The organism is Chromohalobacter sp. 48-RD10, assembly GCF_029889785.1.
Lineage (GTDB): Bacteria > Pseudomonadota > Gammaproteobacteria > Pseudomonadales > Halomonadaceae > Chromohalobacter.
In genome coordinates this window covers 172,648-188,711 of the sequence record NZ_JARANX010000004.1, presented here as the reverse complement: position 1 = coordinate 188,711, position 16,064 = coordinate 172,648, and the positions used below count along the sequence as shown (strand labels likewise).

The following is a 16,064-nucleotide window of genomic DNA, read 5'->3' as shown; positions in this document are numbered from 1 at the left end:
CGCCGGCATGAGCGATACGCCACTGCAAGTACTCATCGTCGAGGATGATCCCATGGTCATGCGCCTCAACGTCGAATACCTCAACCGACTCGATGACGTCGCGCTGGTCGCGCAATGCGGCGATATTCCCAGTACCCTGGACGTACTGGAGAGCGATACCGTCGACGTCATCCTGCTCGACGTCTACCTGCGCGGTCGTAACGGGCTGGAAATCGTTCGTTACCTGCAACGGCTGGGGCGCGACATCGACGTCATCCTGATCACCGCCGCCAGCGAGACTGAGACAGTGCGCGCCGCACGGCGCCTCGGCGTGCGCGACTATCTGGTCAAACCCTTCGAGTTCGAGCGCTTCAAGGTCGCCGTCGATGCCTGCCGACGCGTGCGCGCCACGCTGGAGCGCCTACCCGAACAAGCCGACCAACGCGACCTCGACCGGCTCTTCCAGCCCGCCAGGCCACGCCAGACGCGTAGCGATGGCCTGCCCAAGGGGCTGACGACGCCCTCGTTGGCGCAAATCGCCCAGGCCATCCTGAGCCTCGACACGGAAACCTTCACCACCGAAAGCCTGATCCCGGCCACTGGCATGTCCCGCGTCTCGGTGCGCAAGTATTTAAAGTACCTGACCGAGCACGGCTATCTCGGTGAGTCCTTCCACTATGGACAGGTGGGACGCCCCTCGTTCACCTACCGCTGTCTGGATACCAGCGCTCTACAAGGGCTCCTCACGGCTAGTCGCACGACACCCTGATATCGGCCCTCGTCGTGCATAAAAAAACGAGGCCCCGAGGGGCCCCGCTGGTTTTCAAGAGCAGCCGTCTTCAAGAACAAGCATCGCGAGAACAGGCAAGAATCGCGATGCTAACGCTCTCAATTCGCCTGATAGCGGTGCAGGCGATGGCGGCGCTCGAATTCCTGCACGCGCTGCCGAGCGAATTCCACCGTCTGCGCCGTCATCACGCTGCGGTTTTCGTCCTTCAGCTCGCCGCTGAGATTGCGTACCAGCACCATGGCGGTTTCAAACATGGCCTCGAACGCCGCCGCGCTATCATTCGCGCTGGGTAGCGGCATCAAGAACGTCACCCCCGGCGTCGTGAACTCGTCCATGTCATCGAGATCGAACACGCCTGGTTTGAGCACGTTGACCATAGTGAACTGCAAGGCGCTTTCGTCGGATTCTGTCTCGAAACGGTGGAAAACACCCATTTCATAGCAGTAACGCAGCCCGCAAGCTAGCATCAGTTTAAGCAAGTCCGGGCCCTGGAAACCCGTCTCGTCGCGTGACAGGACGCTGATGACGATGACTTCTTCGGCGTCGGACAAGGCCTCGCGTGCGCGATCGGCATGCACTGGATTACGCTTGGCACGCTCTACCGCCGGGTGATCGGTGACCACCTCGCGGTGCGCCGTATGTTCCTCGGCACGCGCTGGTTCCTCGGCAGGTGCCTGTTGCGGGGGTACCTCGGCCGCTTCGTCCGTGGCACGAGCCGCCGGTGGCTCATCAGGCGTTGCCCGCCGCGTAGGCGCTTCCTCACGCCGACGCTGCGACGTTTCGTCCATTGCCGGACGCGCCGCATCGGCGCGAGCTGAGTCAAGCGCGGGCTCTCGATCCGATGATGATTCAAGCGTCGGCTCGTGATGCGGATACTCATCATCGGACAGATGCTCGTCATCATGGTTACGGGACGCCGTGAGGCGCTGGGCCGAGGCACTCATACGCTGAGCCCCTGCACGCACGGCATCCTTCATGCCTCTCATGCCGGAACGCTTGCCCTCCTGAGCCTCATCATCCCGATGCGCATTGTCCCCATGAGCATTGCCTCGGCCACGCTTGAGCACGCTAGGCTCGAGCTCTTCCTCGGGAATTCGCTCTTGACGCAAGGGCGATTCCGGCCGTACCGGTTCACGCTCCTCACTACGATCGAAGGTGGCATCGCGCACGACTCGCGCACCTCCATTGGGCAATTCCCGCCGGACCTCAGCCTCACGGGCCGCTTTTTCCGGATCTTCTTCCTCGGCGTCCCTGCCCTCGGATACCCGACTATGCGCTGCCTGGTCGAGGCGCGGGACGCGGCGCTGGCGTTGGAGCCGACGCACACCGTCGATCACGATGGTCGTCACCAGCACCAGCCCCAAGATGATTAGCCACTCTCTTAGTTCCATGGGTCTTCTTGCCTGTTCGCTATTGGCGCCATAATTAAAACTCTTTCGTGAAGAAGCATAGCGCGATTAACAAAAAAGGGGCCACTTTTTTTGAATGTCAAGTAGTACCCTTAGCTCAGAGCAATCACCCTTCAATATCCCTGTCGAGGCTCACAATAGTGTTGGTAACCCTTTTGGCGATTTTCTGCAAGTCGTTCATGCGTCCACCAGGGTCGCCGCCTCGTCAATTCCTACCGATACCAGCCGGGATACCCCGGCTTCCTGCATGGTCACGCCCATCAATCGTTCGGCCGCTTCCATGGCAATCTTATTGTGTGTGATGTAAATGAACTGAACACTCTCGGACATTTCCTTCACCAGCTTGGCGTAACGTCCCACGTTGGCATCATCCAACGGTGCATCGACTTCGTCGAGCATACAGAATGGTGCCGGGTTGAGCTGAAAGATAGCAAATATCAGCGACAATGCCGTCAGTGCTTTTTCACCCCCCGATAGAAGATGAATAGTGGTGTTTTTCTTGCCCGGTGGGCGCGCCATGATGGCCACCCCCGTCTCCAGCAAATCGTCGCCGGTTAGCGTCAACCATGCGGCCCCACCGCCGAAGACCTTGGGAAAAAGTTCGCCGAAGCCGGCATTGACCTGATCGAAAGTCTGCTTGAAACGCGTCCGCGTTTCCTGATCGATACGTCGAATCGCCTTTTCCAGGGTCTCGATGGCTTCGCTCAGTTCGGCATGCTGGGCCTCGAGATAGTCGCGACGCTCGGCCTGTTGATCGTATTCCTCGATGGCCGCCAGATTGATGGCGCCGAGGCGGCGGATCTTATCGCCGAGCTCGTCGAGCTGGGTCTGCCACGCGGATTCGGTCGCGTTGGGATCGAGCCCTTCACGCAACGCGTCGACATCGTGCCCGAGTTCTTCGAGGTGTGCATCCTGTGTATCGGCTTTCAACGTCAGGGCTTGTACCTGCATGCGCGCTTCTTCGAGCTTGCCGCGTAGACCGTCGAGGTTGCGCTCGTGTTGCTGACGCGAGGCCTCGGTGTCACGCAGCGTCTCGGCCAATTGATGTGCACGATCGCGCGAGGCGTTGAGCGTCGCTTCCTCGCGACTGCGCCGGTCGAGTAATTCGTCGAGCCGTTCCCGCGTTTCCTCTTCCGGCTCACTCAGGGTGGCGCGCTGCTCTTCAAGCATGGCGAGCTTTTCGGCCAGACGCTCACGCTGATCGCGCGAGCGCGCATACTGCTGATCGAGCCCCGAGCGCTCCGTCTCCAAACGCTGACGCTCCATCGCCAGATGTTGCTGGCGCTCGCGCGCAGGCGCTACCTGCTGGCGTAGCGATTGGGCTTTTTCCCGTGCTTCGCGACGCTGATTCTCCAATCTCTCGCGGGTCTGGCTATTGGCGTCCACATCGCTCATCGCCGCCTGCCAGCGCTCACGCGTTTCCTCGAGTTCCAGGCGCCGCTCGGCATGCCGCTCGACGAGCTGCGCCACATCGTCATCGAGCTCACGGGAGCGCGCGTCGAGCTGCTCCAGACGGCTCGCCAGCCCGGCCTCGCGCGAAGCCAGTTGCTGCCGACGCTGCCCAAGGTCGCGTTCTTGAAGACGCAGCGATTCGAGTTCCGCCGCCGAGTTTTCCACCGCTTCACGCGCGGTCTGCAACGTTTCCTCGAGCGTCTCGAGCGACGCCTCGAGCGCCGCAATATCAGCCTGCAACGTCTCGCGTCGACGGCGCTGAACCAGCACGCCATCCTCGGATACCGACTCGCCACGCCGGCGTACCCAATCCGGGCCCAGCCACAGCCCACCAGGGGTGACCACACTCTCGCCTGCCGCCAAACGCGCGCGCGTCGCCCAGGCGGCATCTTCATCGGCGGCGCAGTGAATGGCGTTGAGCCAAGTGCCCAGCGCCCCGGCGCCGTCGACCTGCTCCCTCAAGGTGCCGGCAACAGGCGCCACGTCATCGCCACTCAGCAAGGCCAACTCAGCAGGTGGAGCGTCGGCGACGACCTCGGCCATGGCGGACGACGTCGCGAGGCGCGCCTTGAGCCACGGCGCCAAGGCCCAGGCTACGACCGTCTCCCAGGGCGCGGCGACCTCCAGCCGTTCGGCCAGACGCGGCGCCTCAGCCAGGTCATGGCGCGCGAGGTGCGACTCCAGGGCGGCATCGTCATCGGTCAACGCGGCATCGAGCAAGGCCTCCACCGACGCCAGCTCGCCCTGCAGACGACTCAGCTGCGAATGCTGTGTATCGCGCTGAGCGGCCGCGTCGTCGAGGCGTGTCTGAACGTCCTCGCGCTGTTGCTGCAGGTGCTCGCGCTGGCTTTCCAGCGCTTCCTGATCGAGGTCCTGCGCTTCGAGTTGTTCGCGCAGTTCACCGCGCTCGCCGCGCAACGCCTCGACGTCGGGCAACTCCTGGCGTTGCTGGCGGCGTTTGCCGATCTGGTCGTCCAATTCGGCGATGGTATTTTCGAGGCGACGCACGTCGTCTTGGGCTCGCTCGGCCCCGTGCGCCACGTCACGATCGCTTTCGTTGAAACGCTCCCACTCTTGTTGCGCTGTGGCGGCTTCTTCGTCGGCGGCGTCCAGCGACTCCTGCAGCATGTCCAGCGTTTCCTGGGCCTCTTCAAGCTCGGGGACGATACTTTCTAGGCGCTCGTCCAGGGCCCCGCGACGCTCGTCGTCCTGAGCCCCCAACTGTTCGAGTTCGCTCAGTTCGCGGCGCGCATCTTCGATATCCTGCGCCAACTGCTGATCGCGCGAACGGGCATGCTCGATGGACTGCTCGATGCGCGCGATAGCGGCACCGGTCTCATAGAAGCGGGCCTGATGGGTCTCCAGTTCGGCGGCGACCTCATCGTGCGCCAGACGCGATTCTTCCAGACGACTTTCGCATTGGCGCTGCCCGAGGATCTCTTGCTCGACCTGGGTTTCCAGCTCACGAACGTGCTGTTCCTGGGTATGTTGCTGGGTTCGAAACGCCTGCGTGCGCAGTAGGGCCAGCTCGCCTTTGAGGCGATATTCCTCGTCTTTAAGGGTCTGGTAGCGCCGCGCGGCATCGGCCTGACGCTTCAAACGTTCGAGCTGCTTGTCGAGCTCTTCGCGAATGTCGTCGAGGCGGTCGAGGTTCTCCTGAGTGCGGCGCAGGCGATTTTCGGTTTCGCGACGGCGTTCCTTGTACTTGGAAACGCCCGCCGCTTCCTCCAGTGTCGAGCGCAGATCCTCGGGGCGCGCCTCGACCAAGCGCGTGATCATGCCCTGCCCGATGATAGCGTAGGAACGCGGCCCCAGCCCCGTGCCCAGAAACAGATCGGAAATATCGCGGCGTCGACACTTCTGTCCATTGAAGAAGTAGTTCGATTGGCTGTCGCGGGTAACCTGACGCTTGACGGAGATTTCGGCGTACTGGGAATAGGCACCGCCAATGGTCCCGTCGCTGTTGTCGAAGACCAATTCGATGGATGCCTGCCCCACCGGCGAGCGTCCGGTGGAGCCATTGAAGATGACATCGGTCATCGACTCGCCGCGCAATGTCTTGGCAGAGGATTCGCCCATCACCCAACGCACGGCGTCGATGATATTCGACTTGCCGCAGCCATTGGGGCCGACGATGGCGGTCATGTTGCCGGCGAACGGCACATTGACCGCATCGACGAACGATTTGAAGCCGACCAGTTTGATGGACGTAAGGCGCATGCGCTGCCGGAATTCCCCCAGGAGTATGTCGCGACCCGATGCTCGAGCCATGCATGAGAGCCCGCAGTCTATCCGAGGCGCGGGCGTGGCCCAAGCCCCATCATTAACGCCACGCCGCTAGCGGGATTTGCCGCCTCGCTTCGCCTTGCTATGATGCCGAAGGATCATCCGAGGGAGAGGGTCATGTCGCACGTTACGCCGCACTATCTGCAGCGCCTGCCGAACCTGCCACTATCGGACGCCGCCTGGGAAGAGATCGACGCCACCGATTTCGTCGAGATTCCCTTGCTGGGCGTGGTTGCCGCCGGGCTGCCCATGGAGGCTTGCCTCGACGACGAGGCCATTCACGTGCCGTCGCGCATGGTACGACGCAATACCTATGCCTTGCGCGTGCGCGGCAATTCGATGATCGACAGCAACATCTTCGATGGCGACATCATCATCATCGAGCGCTTCGAGTCAGCCGAGAACGGCGAAACCGCCGTGGTACAGATCAATAACCAGGAAGTCACGCTCAAGCGGCTTTACATCGAGAAATCCGGCGTGCGCCTGCAACCCGCCAACGATGACATGGCGCCCATCTATCTCAAGAACGACGACGTACAAGTGCTGGGTCTGGTGATGGGCGTGATGCGTCACGCGACCACGAGTCACTGATGCGCTACGCGATTCCCGACCTCGCATCCGGCGAGTATCGCGACCACGAGATCGAAATCGAGAAAAGCCGCTTCATTACCTGGACGGCCTTCATCCCCGATATCGCCAGTTTCGACGCGTTGCTGGCGCAAGCGCGGGCTGCTCATCCCAACGCTAGCCATCACTGCACGGCCTATATCGCTGGCGCGCCCGGCGAGCAGAATGCCATCGGCTTTTCCGACGATGGCGAGCCCGGCGGCACCGCGGGGCGGCCCATGTATCAGGCACTGGAAGGCTCGGGTTTGGGACAGATCGGCTGCGTGGTGATTCGTTACTTCGGCGGCACCAAGCTGGGCACCGGTGGCTTGATCCGCGCCTATACACAGGCGGTCATCCAGGCACTCGAGGGTCTACCCCGGCGCCCCTTCATCGAGCGTCGAACACTACGGATACGCATTGATTTTGCCGGCGAGGCCGTTGCCCGCGAGTGGCTCACCACGCAGGACGCCCTCATCGAAAGCGCTGATTACGACGCCGATGGCGTGACACTCGACATCGCATGGCCCCGCGAGCGCGACAGTGACTTGAGCGATCTGACCTCGCGCCTCAAGGGGCGGCTCACGTCGCTAGAACCTTCCTGACACCAGACGACACCGACGTTGGCGTTGTCGTACCCATACGCGAAATTTTGCAATGACACCCAGAGTAATGACGACGACATGATGCAAGTGGCCAGCGGGCGCATCGGCCTGGCCCCGATGGAAGGCGTGATCGATGTAGTCACGCGGGATTTGTTGAGCGCCGACGGTGCGCTCGACTGGACGGTGACCGAATTCGTGCGCGTGGTCGACGCGCGTCTGCCGGCCCGAGTGTTCCTGCGTCACTGTCCCGAGCTCGAACAGGCCGCTTGCGCGACTTCAAGCGACACACCGGTCCACCTGCAGCTACTCGGCTCCGATCCCGATGCCCTGGCGGCAAACGCGGTACACGCCCAGGCGCTCGGCGCCCGCCAGGTCGATCTCAACTTCGGCTGCCCGGCCAAGACTGTCAATCGCCATGATGGGGGCGCCTCGCTGCTGCGCGACCCACAGCGCGTCTACAGCGTCGTGCGTGCCGTACATGAGGCACTGACGCCCCTGGGGATCGACGTGACTGCCAAGATCCGCCTGGGATTTGACGACAAACAAGTGGCACTTGCCTGTGCCGAGGCCGCCGAAGCCGGAGGTGCGGCACACCTGGTGGTGCATGCCCGAACCCGTCGCGAAGGGTATCGACCGCCCGCGCATTGGGAATGGATCGGACGCATTCGCGCCCGGCTGACGATACCGGTCATCGCCAACGGCGATATATGGACACTGGAAGACTATTGGAAGGCGCGTACGCTGTCAGGCTGCACGGACGTGATGCTCGGGCGCGGTATGCTCGCCGACCCCTGGTTGGCGCGGCGCATCAAGCATTGGCAGCGTACCGGCGAGCACTTGACGGAGACGCCCTGGGCGGCGCGTGCCGAAATGCTGACGGCCTATGCTCAGCGTATGCGCATGCACCTGCCGGAAAAGATCGTGGTCTCGCTGCTCAAGCAGTGGCTCAACCAGATGCGTGGGCGTGACGACGAAGCTGCCAGACGCTTCACCGCCCTGCGACGCCGTACCGAGTTGACGAGTTTCCTCACTGGACTGAAGGCTCCGTAAACGCCAAGCCGATTTCAACGGTGCGCGCCACAGCCGTAGCAAAGAGATAAAGCGATAAGAAACACTGTTCACGAACAATATAAAGACGTAAAATATCGCTCTACAACTTGCTACTGAAGCACTATTGTCATGAATATCGCCCGTATTATCCTATTTAACTTGATGGGCATTGCCCTGATCACAAGCTGGTGGATTCCTCAGTTCACACTTTGGTCCACGCTCGATGACGGTGTTTTTTGGTTATTCAACCACACCTTGACGGCCGACAACCCCCATTGGACAACCATTATAGCTGCGCTTAACAATCGCAAGTTCGACTTGCTGATCATATGCTGCATGCTGGGGACCATGGGCTATGCCTGCTATCGTGATCGAAATGGGGGTTGGCGCCGTTGGCTCGGTATCGGATTTACCATGCTGCTCACAGCGGGAATCATCAATGAACTAGTCCGCCATATCATTACCTATGGTCACCCGAGTCCCACCAAAGTCTTTGACAACGTCAACTTGGTCTCGCAGTTCGTCACCTTTGCTACCAAGGACCAAGCGGGCAATAGCTTCCCTGGTGACCACGGCATCATGGCGATGATCTTTGCGGGCTTCATGCTGACCTTCGGTGACCGCCTCACCCGTATCGCCAGTATTCTTTTGGTGCTGGCCGCTACGGCACCTCGCATCATGGTCGGCGCTCACTGGTTTAGCGACATCTTCGTCGGCTCCCTGTCCATTGCCCTGCTATTGCTGCCATGGGTTTTGTGCACGCCCATCGCCAAGCGCAGCGCGCAATGCCTGCATCAAGGCCTTGAGCGACTCCTGCCCCGCCGTCATCACTAACCGTCACGCTTAGATATCGCTGGGTCTCCATCTCGTGCGCTTCAACATTTATCATTGCATGCGCGTCTCACGCCTTGACCGCTGAATCGTCATGTCGCCGAGGCGGTTCGAAGGGACACGCCTCGGCGCCTTCGACGACACACCGGGTCGGTATGGGGAACAATCTGTCAAAAGTTTCCCAAACCATGACACGATCGCGCCCTGCGCCTTTGGCGGCATACAACCGCCGATCGGCCAAGGCGGTCATGGCGCTTAGCGTCGCCGCCTCCTCCTGAATGGCGAGACCCTGGCTGACGGTCATCCCGAGCGACTTGTCGGGCAGCACCAATGGCTGATCGCGCACGATGGTCGCGATGCGCTCGGCGACCGCCATGGCAGCAACACGCGACGTTCCCGGGAGCAGCAGCATGAATTCCTCACCGCCGTAACGCCCCAGCATATCGCCGTCGCGCAACCCCTGGCGCAGGCAATTCACGAGATGACAGAGCGCTGCGTCTCCCGCGGCATGCCCATGTAGATCATTGAACCGCTTGAAATGATCGACATCCAGCAACACCACGGCGAAAGGCCGCTTGGCGCGCTGCCAGCGCTCGGCAATGGCGACGATCGCGCGACGATTGAGAGCACCAGTCAGCATGTCGTGTAGCGCTTCACGGCGATACGCACGTTCGAGCCGTTCGGTCACGCCTTCCAGCCCCATCAGCACACCAGCGAATAGCGTTCCGGTCAGCACTAGATTGACCCACAACAGCCACGTCGACGTCGCGGAGGGCAGCGCGACTTGGCCCTCCCCCCGGTGCATGCTCATCAACAACGCGCCAGTCACGCCCAGCAGCAACAGCGACAATACGATCTTGTAGCTGCGCGGGATCGCACTGATATGCAGCACCAGTAGTGCCAGGCCCACGTAGAATTCGAAGCCGACGCCGGCGCCGTAGAGGCGAATAGCCTCGCCAATCAGCAGCAGCATCATGCCCCACAGCAAGGCCGCGCCCCAGGCCATATAGCCCCGATGATGCAGCCCGCGCGCGCCGAGCGTCATCAAGATGCTGCATAGAACGATCAATATCGGCCCGGGGCGTCCTAGCCAGACGAAAAGCGGCAGCATCAAGCCGGCATAGGCCACCAACGCCATGGCATACAGATGGGCAAAGGTATCGAAATAACGGCGGTATTCCGGCGGCAGAGGGCAAGACGGAGGCAACGCGGCGCCTCGGCCCCCCCAGAGGCGATAGGTACGTAGCGGCATGATGAATGAATCCCTTTTTATTGCGTTAGGCCACGTCATGCGACGGGCCTCCCCCTGCATCGATTCCCTAGCAAGGTTAGCCATATTCGGCGCATCAAAAGGACGATTCGTGTATGAATTTAGCCGCTTTGCAGCATGAAATTCGTCAAACGCCAAATAAGCAAAATGCCATGTTGCCGCTTCGTTGCGCTAGGATATCCGTATGAGACGAAACGATATCCGCACGGCGTTTCCAGGCATGTCACAACGCCGCCGCCGGCCCGATGATTTCCAGGTCACTCATGACCAATTGATCGCGTCCGGCCGACTTGGCGCGATACAAGCGGCGATCGGCCATGTCGATGAGCGCTTGCAATGATGTGGCTTCCTGAGCCGCGGCCATGCCCATGGAGAACGTTACCGGGAGGGTTAACGCTTCCATCCGACACGGCTGGTCGACCAGGCATCGACGAATGCGCGATGCGACCGAGAGCACCTCATCTCGCGTGCTGTCGGGGAATACGATCAAGAATTCCTCGCCGCCTACGCGCCCGAGACGGTCGTTTTCGCGCAAGGCGCTTCGCACTATATACGCCAGGTGACGCAAGACTTCGTCGCCTGCAGTATGACCATGGGTATCATTGACCTGCTTGAAGTGGTCGGCATCGAGCAGCAGCAGCGTGAAATTCCGCTCCTGCTGCCACAGCATGTCGGCTTCATGAAAGATGGCGCGCCGGTTGAGCACTGTGGTGAGATAATCATGGGTGGCGTCGCGTCGAAAATGGTGCTCGCAACGCTCGGTGATGGCATGCAGCCGCCACAGAATCAGCCCCAGAATCAAAAAGACCATGACCAGATTGGTCATGCGGATGTCCTCGCGGAAATCGGCTGTTTCAAGCATCCAAGGAGTGGAGTGCGGTGCCATCAACAACGTAGCCAGCGCCACGCTACCGATCGTGGTACTCATCACGATCTTGTAACGGGCCGCCATATCGCTGATCAACATCTCGCAAAGCAGCAAAAAAAAGTAATATTCGAAGCCAGCATCGGCACCGATCAGCCATACGCTCAGCGTGATCAACACCAGCGTGGCGGCCAGCTTGACGGTCATCGCCTGAGTCAGTTGCAAGCGCCGGTGCAGCATCAACGCTGCCGTATTGGTCACCACGCAGGCGAGGTTCAAAATAATCAGCAGCGGGATCTGCAAGCCGATCAGCACGCATGCAAACAACAAATGCCCCAGGCTTGCGAGCACGAAGGTCTGCGCTACCACCTCATAGCTGCGTCGATGCTCCAGCGGCAACGCCCCCGGCGCACTGCACGACCATCCCCAGAGCCGCTGTAAGGCCCTTGAAGTCATCTGGGATATCCCTTTTTACCCGCGTACCGTTGCGTGATTCGCAACGTAGCGTCCTCGCCTCTGCCCCTTTTCAGTGGGCCTCAGGGCAAGGATCGTTATATGTCTTCACCGGATGACGGTCTTACCCGCCAGTGTCGGTGCCAATATCTGCAAGATCCGCTTCCAGCGGTATTTCTAAGAAAGCTTAGTTAATGCACGCTAAAGTGCCAGCAAAACGTAAATAAATGTTAAGAAGTGGCGTTACTGGTGAGCGACGCGCGAACATGCGAAAGTTCACACGCCTTGCCCGGCTGGATGCCGGTTTCAAACGATGAAGGATATCGAGCCTATGCAACGACTGCTGCATCATGACGACCTGGGAAAACTGATTCTGCGCCTGGCCGTGGGTGGGCTGATTCTGCTACACGGCGTCGACAAGCTCTTGTCACCCACCAGCATTACCGACATCGGCAACATGCTCGACGCCATGGGCGTCCCGATCTTCCTCGCGTATGGGGTGCTCATCGGTGAGATCGTTGCGCCGTTGATGGCCATCCTGGGTTGGCAGGCGCGCATCGGCGGCCTGTTGATGGGCGGCGACATGCTGGTGGCGTTTATCCTCGTCCACCACGACGAATTGCTGACGCTCAACGCGCAAGGTGGCTGGACGCTGGAATTACAGGGCATTTTTCTGTGCGGTGCCCTGGCGATCATGTTCATGGGCAGCGGGCGTTTGGCGATGCACCCCGACTAATTCAGCGCCTTATACCACTCCGCACACCACTCAGTGGGCACGCTCCAGAGCAGCGAGGCGTGCCTCTAGCAGTGCCGGAAAACGCTTGAACCAAGTTTGGTTGAGAGGAGAAGGGTGCGGCAGCGGCGCCAGTTGGAACTCGGCACTACGCCCATCGGGGAGTGACAGCAGGGTGGTATGCAGCGCCTCGAAACGGTCCTCGCGAGCCCAGAAAGTCTCCAGTTCACGCTTGATCTCACGCGACTGACCGATGGCGAACCACAAGAACGCCTCACGCCCCAGGGTAATCAGAGTGCGGCCTTGCCAGTGCGCGATCAAAAGCTCCGCCATCAAGGGCTGAAAGCGCTTCTTGACCGCCATCGACCACGCCTTGTTGCCGGTCGGCTTGTAGGGCACGGTATTGGCCCAAAAATAACGCCGCCCCACGGCGAGTGAGGCTTCGAAATCGGGCAGCGCCTCCCCGTGCAGATGCTTGTACAGCCCGGCGCGCACCTTCTGGCCACCGCTGCCTACGAAGGGCGCGCCATGCACGACCTCCTGACGACCGGGGTCGCGTCCGAAAAATCCCACCGGTGCGTCGCGTGGGCCCAAGCCGATGATCGGCTCCAGCGGGTCACGCCGGTTGGCGAGGTAGACATCGCGATCGATGCTGTCGAGCGTGTCGGCTTCACGGCGGAATGCATCGCGTAACGCCGAGGGAAGGGTCACGTCCTGTGACATCCTGGGTGTCCTTTCAAGTTCATGGGGGTTTTCCGGCCTGCGGCGATAGCCGCGTCCCACCCAGCGCGGGAACGGGACGCGACGCGTGGCGGCTTACCAGCTGCCGGTATTTTCCATCGACGCCCACGGTTCCTGAGCGGGCAACGCATCGCCCTTTTGCAACAACTCCACGGAGATATCGTCCGGCGAGCGAACGAAAGCCATGTGACCATCGCGCGGCGGGCGATTGATGGTCACGCCGTTGTCCATCAGGTACTGGCACAGGGCGTAGATATCATCGACACGATACGCCAGGTGACCAAAGTTACGACCGCCGGTATACGTTTCCGGGTCCCAGTTGTAGGTGAGCTCGACCTCCGGAGCCTTTTGCTCGCGCGAACGTTCCTCGTCCTCCGGCGCGGCGAGGAATACCAGCGTGAAACGACCCTTTTCGTTCTCCTTGCGTCGCACTTCCTTGAGGCCCAGCAGGTCACAGTAGAAACGCAGCGAGGCGTCGAGATCGGCGACACGGACCATCGTGTGCAGGTACTGCATGGTAGTCTCCTCATGATGTTATGCAGGCTAAACGTCTATGGTAAACCAGCCCGCCGGTCACGGCGAATTCATCACCGGCAGGGCGATTCGTCAACACTCCGCGAGGCACACTTTCCATGAGTACGTATTGCGACCACGCTCCCGGTCATCCCTTTCATGGCCCCTACCATGACCACGAGTACGGATTTCCCGTGCGCGACGACGACCGGCTCTTCGAGCGCTTGATCCTGGAAATCAACCAGGCTGGGCTCTCCTGGCTGACGGTACTCAAGAAGCGCGAGGCGTTCTCAATGGCCTTCGATGACTTTGCCGTGGCACGCGTCGCCGCCTACGACGATACGCAAAGGGCGCGTCTGCTCTCGGATGCAGGTATCATCCGCAATCGGCGCAAAGTCGACGCCGCGATTCACAATGCCAATGTCGTGCTCGCCTTGCAGGCGTCTCACGGTAGCTTCGCCGCCTGGCTCGACGCGCATCATCCGCTCGCATTGTCGGAATGGGTGAAGCTATTCAAACGCACCTTCCGCTTCACCGGTCCCGAGATCGTCAACGAATTTTTGATGAGTACCGGCTACCTGCCGGGAGCCCATCGCGAGGACTGTCCGACCCAACACCGGGTACGCGCACAACGGCCACCGTGGCTGAACACCGAATGAACGCCCACCAGAAACACGCCGCCGCTAGGGGAGATCACAGCGCATGGATTCACTGACGCAGGCCTGCCTCGGTGCCGCCATCGGCGGCACTGTGCTGGGCCGCCGTCTAGGACGCAAGGCCGTCATCGCCGGTGCTGTGCTCGGCACATTGCCCGATCTCGACGTAGTCATCGACTATGGCGACGCCGTGGCCGAATACACCTATCACCGGGGATTCAGCCATTCCCTTTGGGTACTCGGCACCCTCGCCTTCCTGCTGACCGTACTGGCCCGAGCAGGCGAGCGTTGGCGTCAAATTTCGCCGCCCATCGGCACATGGCGCTGGGGTCTGCTGTTTGGCGGCTGCCTGCTGACACATCCAATGCTGGATGCCTTCACCACCTATGGCACCCAACTCTGGTGGCCGATGACGACGCCACCAGTGAGTTGGCACAGCATTTTCATCATCGACCCGCTTTTTACGCTGCCATTGCTGGTGGGCGTGGCCGCCGCACTGATCAAGGGCTATTCGCCGCGCCTGCTGGGCTGGGGACTAACGCTCGCTTGTTTTTATCTGACGTTCGCGGTCGCCGCACAGAACACCGTGAACGCACGCATCGGACCGAGTCTCGCCAGCCAAGGGCTCGAAGACGCCGCGCGTCTGGTCCAGCCAACGCCTTTCAACATCCTGCTCTGGCGTGTCACGGTCGTCCAAGACGACGCCTACTACGAAGGCGTCGTGAGCCTCTTCGATGGCCACACGCCGATGGCGCTGACCCGCCTGCCACGTGGCGGCGCATGGCAGGACGCCGCGTTGGCGACGGCGGCCGGGCAGCGTCTTGCGTGGTTCGCCGGGCCTTTCTTGCGCTATCGCACCGCGGAACGCCAGGGCACCACCCAGTTGATCGCCACCGACCTGCGTCTAGGCACGCCCGGCTACCACATGTTCAATTTCACGCTTGCCGAGCGCGACGCCGAGGGCTGGCATCCTATAGACAGTGAACGTATTGTCGGCGCGCGCCCCGATGAGAAAGCCTTCGCCTCGCTGTTTAGCCGTGTGTTCGTGCCGCAGGCCGACACCTGCTTGTCACTGGACGAGCGCCAGATCCAGTGCCTCATGCCAGGCATATCGCCCTGACACAAATAAGGCGGCTCATCTTGAGCCGCCTTCTGCTTTGTTTGCGGGCACTGCGTCACGCGTCAGAGACGTTCCGCGGTGTAATTCGCCACGGCCTGACGCGCTTCACCCATGGCCTGCTCACGTACTGCCTCGCCCATGTTGAGACCTTCCGCGTAGATCCAGTCGATGTCGCGAATGCCGACCAAGCCCAGCAGACTGCTGACGTGGCCGGTCTGAGTATCCATCTCAGTGCCGACGTACTGACCGCCACGCGCCGCGAGCACCAGGGCGCGCTTCCCTTCGATCAGCCCCACCGGGCCGTGCTCTGTATACTTGAACGTCTTGCCGGCCCGCAGAACACGGTCGAACCACGCCTTGAGCTGGCTGGGAATGCCAAGATTGTAAAGCGGCACCGCCAACACGATCAGGTCGTGTGCCAACACCTCTTCGACCAGCGTATCGGAACGCTCGGCCAATTCCTGCTGGGCCGCATCACGCTCAGCGGGAGCGGTCATCCAACTGGCCATTTCGGCGCCGTCGAGGTGCGGAAGGTCGAGCGTCACGACATCGCGCTCGGTGAGCTGGATATCATCGCGCGCGCCAAGCTGCGCCTTGAAATGCGTCGCCAGCGCACGTGACTGGCCATGTTCACCGAGGATAGAAGCAGTCACCAGCAGAATATTGCGAACGGCCATGCGGAATTCCTCTCATTGGGTTCAGGGC

15 protein-coding genes are annotated in these 16,064 nt (G+C 61.1%); 8 read left to right on the top strand and 7 right to left on the bottom strand.

Going from position 1 to position 16,064, the window contains the following annotated elements:
• Positions 1-7: 7 nt before the first annotated feature.
• A complete protein-coding gene (locus OP496_RS07110) occupies positions 8-748 on the top strand; it encodes a response regulator (RefSeq protein ID WP_280562817.1) in 741 nt (246 codons plus the stop codon).
• Between the two features lie 119 nt (positions 749-867).
• Here the strand turns inward: OP496_RS07110 and zipA are convergent, their stop codons facing one another.
• A complete protein-coding gene (gene zipA / locus OP496_RS07105; RefSeq protein WP_280562816.1) occupies positions 868-2,160 on the bottom strand; it encodes a cell division protein ZipA in 1,293 nt (430 codons plus the stop codon).
• Positions 2,161-2,355: 195 nt separating this feature from the next.
• A complete protein-coding gene (smc, locus tag OP496_RS07100; protein WP_280562815.1) occupies positions 2,356-5,850 on the bottom strand; it encodes a chromosome segregation protein SMC in 3,495 nt (1,164 codons plus the stop codon).
• 183 nt (positions 5,851-6,033) lie between these two features.
• On the opposite strand from smc, the gene OP496_RS07095 reads away from it, so the two are divergent.
• From OP496_RS07095 to OP496_RS07080, 4 genes are all read left to right on the top strand, one after another.
• Entirely contained in the window at positions 6,034-6,507 is a 474-nt protein-coding gene (locus OP496_RS07095) for a LexA family transcriptional regulator (RefSeq protein ID WP_280562814.1), read from the top strand.
• The gene (locus tag OP496_RS07090) at positions 6,507-7,127 is read left to right on the top strand and encodes a YigZ family protein (protein WP_280562813.1); all 621 of its coding nucleotides are present in this window, start codon (positions 6,507-6,509) and stop codon (positions 7,125-7,127) included. The genes OP496_RS07095 and OP496_RS07090 overlap by 1 nt, the downstream gene beginning before the upstream one ends.
• 78 nt (positions 7,128-7,205) lie before the next feature.
• Positions 7,206-8,177: a tRNA-dihydrouridine synthase family protein gene (locus OP496_RS07085; RefSeq protein WP_280562811.1), complete on the top strand. Its 972-nt coding sequence runs from the start codon at positions 7,206-7,208 to the stop codon at positions 8,175-8,177.
• A gap of 129 nt (positions 8,178-8,306) precedes the next feature.
• Positions 8,307-9,011, top strand: a complete 705-nt coding sequence (locus OP496_RS07080) for a phosphatase PAP2 family protein (RefSeq protein WP_280562810.1) — start codon at positions 8,307-8,309, stop codon at positions 9,009-9,011.
• A gap of 67 nt (positions 9,012-9,078) precedes the next feature.
• Here OP496_RS07080 and OP496_RS07075 read toward each other — a convergent pair whose 3' ends face one another.
• Entirely contained in the window at positions 9,079-10,260 is a 1,182-nt protein-coding gene (locus tag OP496_RS07075) for a GGDEF domain-containing protein (protein ID WP_280562809.1), read from the bottom strand.
• Positions 10,261-10,501: 241 nt separating this feature from the next.
• On the bottom strand, positions 10,502-11,599 hold the full coding sequence (locus tag OP496_RS07070) for a GGDEF domain-containing protein (RefSeq protein ID WP_280562808.1): 1,098 nt from the start codon (positions 11,597-11,599) through the stop codon (positions 10,502-10,504).
• A gap of 328 nt (positions 11,600-11,927) precedes the next feature.
• On the opposite strand from OP496_RS07070, the gene OP496_RS07065 reads away from it, so the two are divergent.
• Positions 11,928-12,332 (top strand): DoxX family protein, encoded by a 405-nt coding sequence (locus tag OP496_RS07065; RefSeq protein ID WP_280562807.1) that lies wholly within the window; start codon positions 11,928-11,930, stop codon positions 12,330-12,332.
• 30 nt (positions 12,333-12,362) lie between these two features.
• Here the strand turns inward: OP496_RS07065 and OP496_RS07060 are convergent, their stop codons facing one another.
• Positions 12,363-13,052 (bottom strand): uracil-DNA glycosylase family protein, encoded by a 690-nt coding sequence (locus OP496_RS07060; RefSeq protein ID WP_280562806.1) that lies wholly within the window; start codon positions 13,050-13,052, stop codon positions 12,363-12,365.
• 93 nt (positions 13,053-13,145) lie between these two features.
• A complete protein-coding gene (locus OP496_RS07055) occupies positions 13,146-13,586 on the bottom strand; it encodes a VOC family protein (protein WP_280562805.1) in 441 nt (146 codons plus the stop codon).
• 116 nt (positions 13,587-13,702) lie between these two features.
• Here OP496_RS07055 and OP496_RS07050 point away from each other — a divergent pair, with 116 nt between their 5' ends.
• Together OP496_RS07050 and OP496_RS07045 are read left to right on the top strand one after the other, a co-directional pair.
• Entirely contained in the window at positions 13,703-14,242 is a 540-nt protein-coding gene (locus OP496_RS07050; protein WP_280562804.1) for a DNA-3-methyladenine glycosylase I, read from the top strand.
• 43 nt (positions 14,243-14,285) lie between these two features.
• A complete protein-coding gene (locus OP496_RS07045; protein WP_280562803.1) occupies positions 14,286-15,359 on the top strand; it encodes a metal-dependent hydrolase in 1,074 nt (357 codons plus the stop codon).
• 62 nt (positions 15,360-15,421) lie between these two features.
• On the opposite strand, the gene OP496_RS07040 is transcribed toward OP496_RS07045, so the two are convergent.
• Positions 15,422-16,036, bottom strand: coding sequence for an NAD(P)H-dependent oxidoreductase (locus tag OP496_RS07040; RefSeq protein ID WP_280562802.1), 615 nt, complete (start codon positions 16,034-16,036; stop codon positions 15,422-15,424).
• Between the last annotated feature and the right edge of the window lie 28 nt (positions 16,037-16,064).